This is a genomic window from Micromonospora sp. ATA51 (genome assembly GCF_016802855.1).
Classification (GTDB): Bacteria; Actinomycetota; Actinomycetes; order Mycobacteriales; family Micromonosporaceae; genus Micromonospora; species Micromonospora sicca.
In genome coordinates, this window is sequence record NZ_JAEVHJ010000390.1 from 1 (window position 1) to 5,536 (window position 5,536).

The window sequence follows — 5,536 nt, forward strand, 5'->3', positions numbered from 1 at the left end:
GTCCCCGGCGCAGGGATCAAGCCCGACCACCCGAAGCCGGGGACGGTCGCCCCCAGCCCCCACACCCCAACCAGGAAGACTCAGGTAGCGCTGAGATGCCCGGTGAGGAGCAGGCACAGGACCAGGGTGCCGAGCGCCACCCGGTACAGCACGAAGAGGTACAGGGTGTGGTGGGCGACGTAGCGCAGCAGCCAGGCGATGGCCGCGTAGCCGATGCCGAAGGCGATCAGCGTCGCGACGGCCATCTGCGCCACGCTCGGCGCGGCGGTGCCCGGCGCGGAGGGCTCGAACACGTCCGGGATGCTGAACACGCCGGATATCACCACGGCCGGGATGGCCAGCAGGAACGAGTACCGCGCCGCCGTCTCCCGGGTGAGGTTCAGCAGCAGGCCGAAGGTGAGCGTGCCGCCGGACCGGGACACGCCGGGGATCAGCGCCATGGCCTGGGCGAAGCCCATCACGACACCGTCGCGCATCCGGAAGTTCTCCAGCGTGCGGGTCTGCCGCCCCCAGTACTCGGCGAAGGCCAGCACCAGCGCGAAGAAGATCAGCGTGAAGGAGATCAGGTACAGGTTCCGGCCGGCGGTGCGGATCTGGTCCTTGAACAGCAGGCCGAAAATGCCGATCGGGATGGTGCCGACGATGACGTACCAGCCCATCCGGTAGTCGAGGCTGGACCGGACCGAGCGGTCCACCAGTCCGAGCACCCAGGTGCGGGCGATCCGCCAGATGTCCTTGAAGAAGTAGATGAGCACCGCCGCCTCGGTGCCCAGTTGGGTCACCGCGGTGAACGAGGCGCCCGCGTCCCGGCCGAAGAAGATCGCCGAGGTGATGCGCAGGTGACCGGACGAGCTGACCGGCAGGAATTCCGTGAGCCCCTGGACGATGCCCAGGACGATGGCCTCGACCCAGGTCACTCTCCGACTCCGGAGAGTTCCAGCGCCTCCGCGACGGTCCGCAGGGTCTGCACGCCGCTGTCCCGGTCGGCGACGAAGAGGGTCACCGACAGGGTGGTGACGCCGGCGGCGGCGTACTCCCGCATCCGCTCGGCGATGCGCTCCTTGGGGCCGAGCAGCGAGGTGCGGTCGATGAACTCCATCGGGATCGCGGCGGCCGCGTCCCGCTGCCGCTTGGCCAGGTAGAGGTCCTGCACCTCGCGGGCGGCGTCGCCGTAGCCCATCCGGGCGGCCAGCTGGTTGTAGAAGTTCTGCTGCCGGCTGCCCATGCCGCCGACGTACAGGGCGGCGTACCAGCGGACCAGCTCGGCGCAGGAGGCGATGTCGTCGCCGACCACGACCGGGACGGACGGGACGACGTCGAAGCCGGCCAGTTCCTTGCCGGCCTTCGCCCGGCCGGCCCGCACGGAGGCGAGCTGCTCCTCGGCGAACTCGGGGGCGTAGAACACGGCGAGCCAGCCGTCCGCGATCTCACCGGCGAGTTCGAGGTTCTTCGGCCCGACCGCGGCCAGGTAGATCGGGATGTGCTCGCGCGGCGGGTGGAAGCCCAGCCGGAGCGCCTTGCCGGGGCCGTCGGGCAGCGGCAGGGTGTGGAACTCGCCGTCGTACGCGACCTCCTTGCGGGCGATCGCCATCTTCACGATGTCGACGTACTCGCGGGTACGGGCCAGGGGCTTGGCGAAGCGGACGCCGTGCCAGCCCTCGGAGACCTGCGGGCCGGAGACGCCGAGGCCGAGCCGGAACCGGCCGCCGGAGAGCGCGTCGATCGTGGCCGCCGTCATCGCGGTCATCGCCGGGGTCCGGGCGGGGATCTGCATCACCGCGGCGCCCACGTCGATCCGCTGGGTCTGGCCGGCCATCCAGGCCAGCATGCTGGGCGAGTCGGAGCCGTAGGCCTCCGCCGCCCACACCACCGAGTAGCCGAGCCGGTCCGCCTCCTGGGCAAGCGCCAGGTGGTCGGCCGGCGTGCTCCACGCCGTCTGGTATCCGAGGCTGAGCCCGAGTCGCACTGGTCCTCCCACCGTCCGCACCACAGGTCGCATCAGGTTACGCAATGCGGGCGGTGACCACGATCACCGGCTGCCCTCGAACGCGTCACACCCGTTCGGCCGGTGGGGCAGGAACTTGACTTCGGGCGAGGATATCCGTGACGCCGGGTTCGAAATAAGGTTCACGCATGCAACAGCGACCGCTCGGCCGAAGCGGGCTGGCGGTTTCGCGGCTCGCGCTCGGCACCATGACCTGGGGACGGGACACCGACGCGGACGACGCGGCCGCCCAGCTGAAGAGCTACCTCGACGCGGGGGGCAACCTCGTCGACACCGCCGACGTGTACGCCGACGGCGACGCGGAGTCGGTCATCGGCTCCCTGCTGGGCAGTCTGGTGCCCCGGGAGGAGCTGCTCATCGCCACCAAGGCGGGGCTGCGGCCGGGCAGCGGCCGCCGCCGGGACGGCTCGCGCGGGCACCTGCTGCGCACCCTGGACGCGTCGCTGCGCCGGCTCGGCACCGACCACGTCGACCTCTGGCAGGTCCACGGGTACGACCCGGACACCCCGCTGGAGGAGACCCTTTCCGCCCTGGACCACGCCGTGTCCAGCGGGAAGGCCCGGTACGTCGGGGTGTCGAACTTCTCCGGCTGGCAGACCGCCCGGGCCGCCGCCTGGCAGGCCGCCTGGCCCGGCCGGGCCCCCGTGGTGGCCGCCCAGGTGGAGTATTCGCTGCTGGAGCGGGGCGTGGAGCGGGAGGTGCTGCCGGCCTGCGAGGCGATGGGGCTGGGCGTGCTGCCCTGGTCGCCGCTGGGCCGCGGGGTGCTCACCGGCAAGTACCGGCACGGCCGGCCGGCGGACTCCCGCGCCGCCTCGCCGCACTTCGAGCGGTTCGTCGCCACCTACCTGGAGCCGCGCTGCTCCAGCATCGTCGAGGCGGTGGCCACCGCCGCCGGCGGGCTGGGCGTCTCCCCGCTGGAGGTGGCGCTGGCCTGGATCCGGGACCGGCCGGGGGTGACCGCCCCGATCCTCGGCGCGCGTACCGTCGGCCAGCTCCTCGGCGCGCTCCAGGTGGAGCGGATGACCCTGCCCGAGGAGATCGTCACCGCGCTGGACGACGTCTCCGCGGTCCCGGTCGGCTACCCGGAACGCGACGGCTGACCCGTCCACGGGACGCGACGTGGATCACCGGCAGGGGGTGGCGAACCGGGCCCGGCCTGGGCAGCATGGAACGCATGGACTACGAATACGCGCCGCTGCGGTTGCCGCCGAATGTCGACCGGGTGACCGCCGCGGCGCAGCTGGCGATCCAGGCGGAGTTCTCCGGATGGGAGTTGGCCCGGGTGCGGCTGTTCCGGGACGGTACGCGGCAGGTGATGTTGCGCCGTCGGCGGATCAACCAGCCGCAGCCGGGCCTGTCGTACTGAGCGACGGCGGACGTACGGTCCCGGGCCCGACCGGGTGGTCGGCCCGGGCGCGGCACGGCCTAGTGGGCGTGGTCGTGCTCCTCGTCCAGCTCCAGGAACGGGTGCTCGTCGAGCCGTCCCACGAGACGGTCGTCGGCGGCCGGCTGGAACGGGCCCATTGGGTCGTCGTCGTCGAATGACTCCAGGTCGACCGGGGTGCCGACCTCGCTGACCATCACCACCCCGTCGAGCGGTTCGAGCTCCGGGACGTCCAGCGCGCTGAGCGAGCCGTCGCCGCTCTGCAGCAGCTCCAGCACCGCCTCGCCGACGCCCTCGACGGTGCCGGCTCGTCCTCCTCCGTGCCCTCCCGGCGGGCCGCCTCGGCCACCCGGATCAGGGCGGCCACGCTCGGCACCCGGTAGTCGCGGCGCTGCCGCACCGAGATCACCCGCGGGTGGGGGTCGGTCGCCTCGACGCCCTCGGCGCCGCCGAAGCGCTCGTCGGCCTCGTCCGGGTCGATCGACTCGACATCCCAGGGAGTGACCTCCCCGTACGCGTCGAGCAGCTGCTCGTCGTAGGCGACCGAGGCGTTGTTCAAGGCGACGTACGCCTGCCAGACGTCGTCGTCGTCGATCCGGCCCTCGGCGGCGCGGACGGCGGCCAGGTGGGCGCGGGCAGCGGCGATCACGCGCTCGAGAGCGGCGTCCAGCTCACCGTGCTGGTCGGTCATGTGAGGCAGTCCCTTCGCGATGGGGGAGGATCCGCGTCGGCGGTGACGCCGCGGACACGGTTAGCAACTGCGGAGAAACCGGTCGAGAACCCGCACGCCGAACTGTAGCCCGTCCACCGGGACCCGCTCGTCGATGCCATGGAACAGGCCGGAGAAATTGAGGTCGGCGGGCAGCCGCAGCGGCGCGAACCCGAAGCAGCGGATGCCGAGCTGGGAGAAGGCCTTGGCGTCCGTGCCGCCGGAGAGCATGTAGGGCACGGGCCGGGCGCCCGGGTCCTCGGCGCGCAGCGCGGCGGACATCGCGTCGACCAGGTCGCCGTCGAAGGTGGTCTCCAGGGCGGGCTGCCGCTGGATGTACTCGATGTCGATGTCCGGCCCGATCAGCTCGCGCAGCTGCGCCTCCAGCAGCTCCGACTGGCCGGGCAGGCTGCGGCAGTCGATGGTGGCGGTGGCCCGGCCGGGAATGACGTTGTCCTTGTAGCCGGCGGCCAGCCGGGTCGGGTTGGCGGTGCTGCGGATCGTCGCGCCGATGATGTTGGCGATCGGGCCGAGCTTGGCGATCGCGGTCTCCGGGTCGTTCGGGTCGATCTCGATGCCGAGCACCTCGGAGACCTCCTCGAGGAAGGCCCGCACGGTCGCGGTGACGGTGACCGGGAAGCGATGCCGGCCGACCCGGGCGACCGCCTCGGCGAGCGCGGTGACCGCGTTGTCGTCGTGGACGAACGAGCCGTGCCCGGGGCGGCCCTTGGCGTGCAGCCGCAGCCAGTCGATGCCCTTCTCGGCGGTCTCGATGAGGTAGAGCCGCTGGGACTCGTCGATCGAGTAGGAGAAGCCGCCGACCTCGCCGATCGCCTCGGTGCACCCGTCGAAGAGGCCCCGGTGCCGCTGGGCGAGGAAGTGCGCGCCGTAGTCGCTGCCGGCCTCCTCGTCGGCGGTGAAGGCGAGCACGATGTCCCGCGCCGGACGGACCCCGGCGCGCTGCCAGCCGCGGACCACGGCGAGCACCATGGCGTCGAAGTCCTTCATGTCGATCGCGCCCCGGCCCCAGAGGTAGCCGTCGCGGATCTCGCCGGAGAACGGGTGCACCGACCACTCGTCCGGGTCGGCGGGGACCACGTCGAGGTGGCCGTGGACCAGCAGCGCGTCGCGGCCCGGGTCCGTGCCGGGGATCCGGGCGACGAGGTTGGCCCGGCCGGGCGCCGACTCGTGGATCTCCGCGTCGACGCCGACCTCGGCCAGCTTCTCCGCCACGTACTCGGCGGCGCGCCGTTCGCCGACGCTGGTGTCGTTGTCCCCGGTGTTGGTGGTGTCGATCCGCAGCAGGTCGCGGCAGAGGCCGACGACCTCGTCGGTGGGGTCGGGTCGGGCGGAGGCGGCGTCGCTCGGTCGATGGGCTCTTCATACCAGCCGGGGCGACCCGGTGGCGCGCCCCGCCTCGCTCCCGGGGCGCGCCGGC

General features: G+C 72.5%; 4 protein-coding genes and 2 pseudogenes. 2 read left to right on the forward strand and 4 right to left on the reverse strand.

Going from position 1 to position 5,536, the window contains the following annotated elements:
* Positions 1–80: 80 nt before the first annotated feature.
* A complete protein-coding gene (locus tag JNW87_RS33970; RefSeq protein ID WP_109800706.1) occupies positions 81–917 on the reverse strand; it encodes an undecaprenyl-diphosphate phosphatase in 837 nt (278 codons plus the stop codon).
* Positions 914–1,966 (reverse strand): LLM class F420-dependent oxidoreductase, encoded by a 1,053-nt coding sequence (locus JNW87_RS33975; RefSeq protein ID WP_109800707.1) that lies wholly within the window; start codon positions 1,964–1,966, stop codon positions 914–916. The genes JNW87_RS33970 and JNW87_RS33975 overlap by 4 nt, the downstream gene beginning before the upstream one ends.
* A gap of 167 nt (positions 1,967–2,133) precedes the next feature.
* On the opposite strand from JNW87_RS33975, the gene JNW87_RS33980 reads away from it, so the two are divergent.
* Positions 2,134–3,105 (forward strand): aldo/keto reductase, encoded by a 972-nt coding sequence (locus JNW87_RS33980; protein ID WP_109800708.1) that lies wholly within the window; start codon positions 2,134–2,136, stop codon positions 3,103–3,105.
* Positions 3,106–3,179: 74 nt separating this feature from the next.
* On the forward strand, positions 3,180–3,371 hold the full coding sequence (locus tag JNW87_RS33985) for a DUF5703 family protein (RefSeq protein ID WP_089014793.1): 192 nt from the start codon (positions 3,180–3,182) through the stop codon (positions 3,369–3,371).
* 59 nt (positions 3,372–3,430) lie between these two features.
* Here JNW87_RS33985 and JNW87_RS33990 read toward each other — a convergent pair.
* Both JNW87_RS33990 and JNW87_RS33995 read right to left on the reverse strand, forming a co-directional pair.
* Positions 3,431–4,080: pseudogene (locus JNW87_RS33990) on the reverse strand (hypothetical protein).
* A gap of 60 nt (positions 4,081–4,140) precedes the next feature.
* Positions 4,141–5,463: pseudogene (locus JNW87_RS33995) on the reverse strand (M20/M25/M40 family metallo-hydrolase); the annotation flags it as partial.
* Positions 5,464–5,536 lie beyond the last annotated feature (73 nt).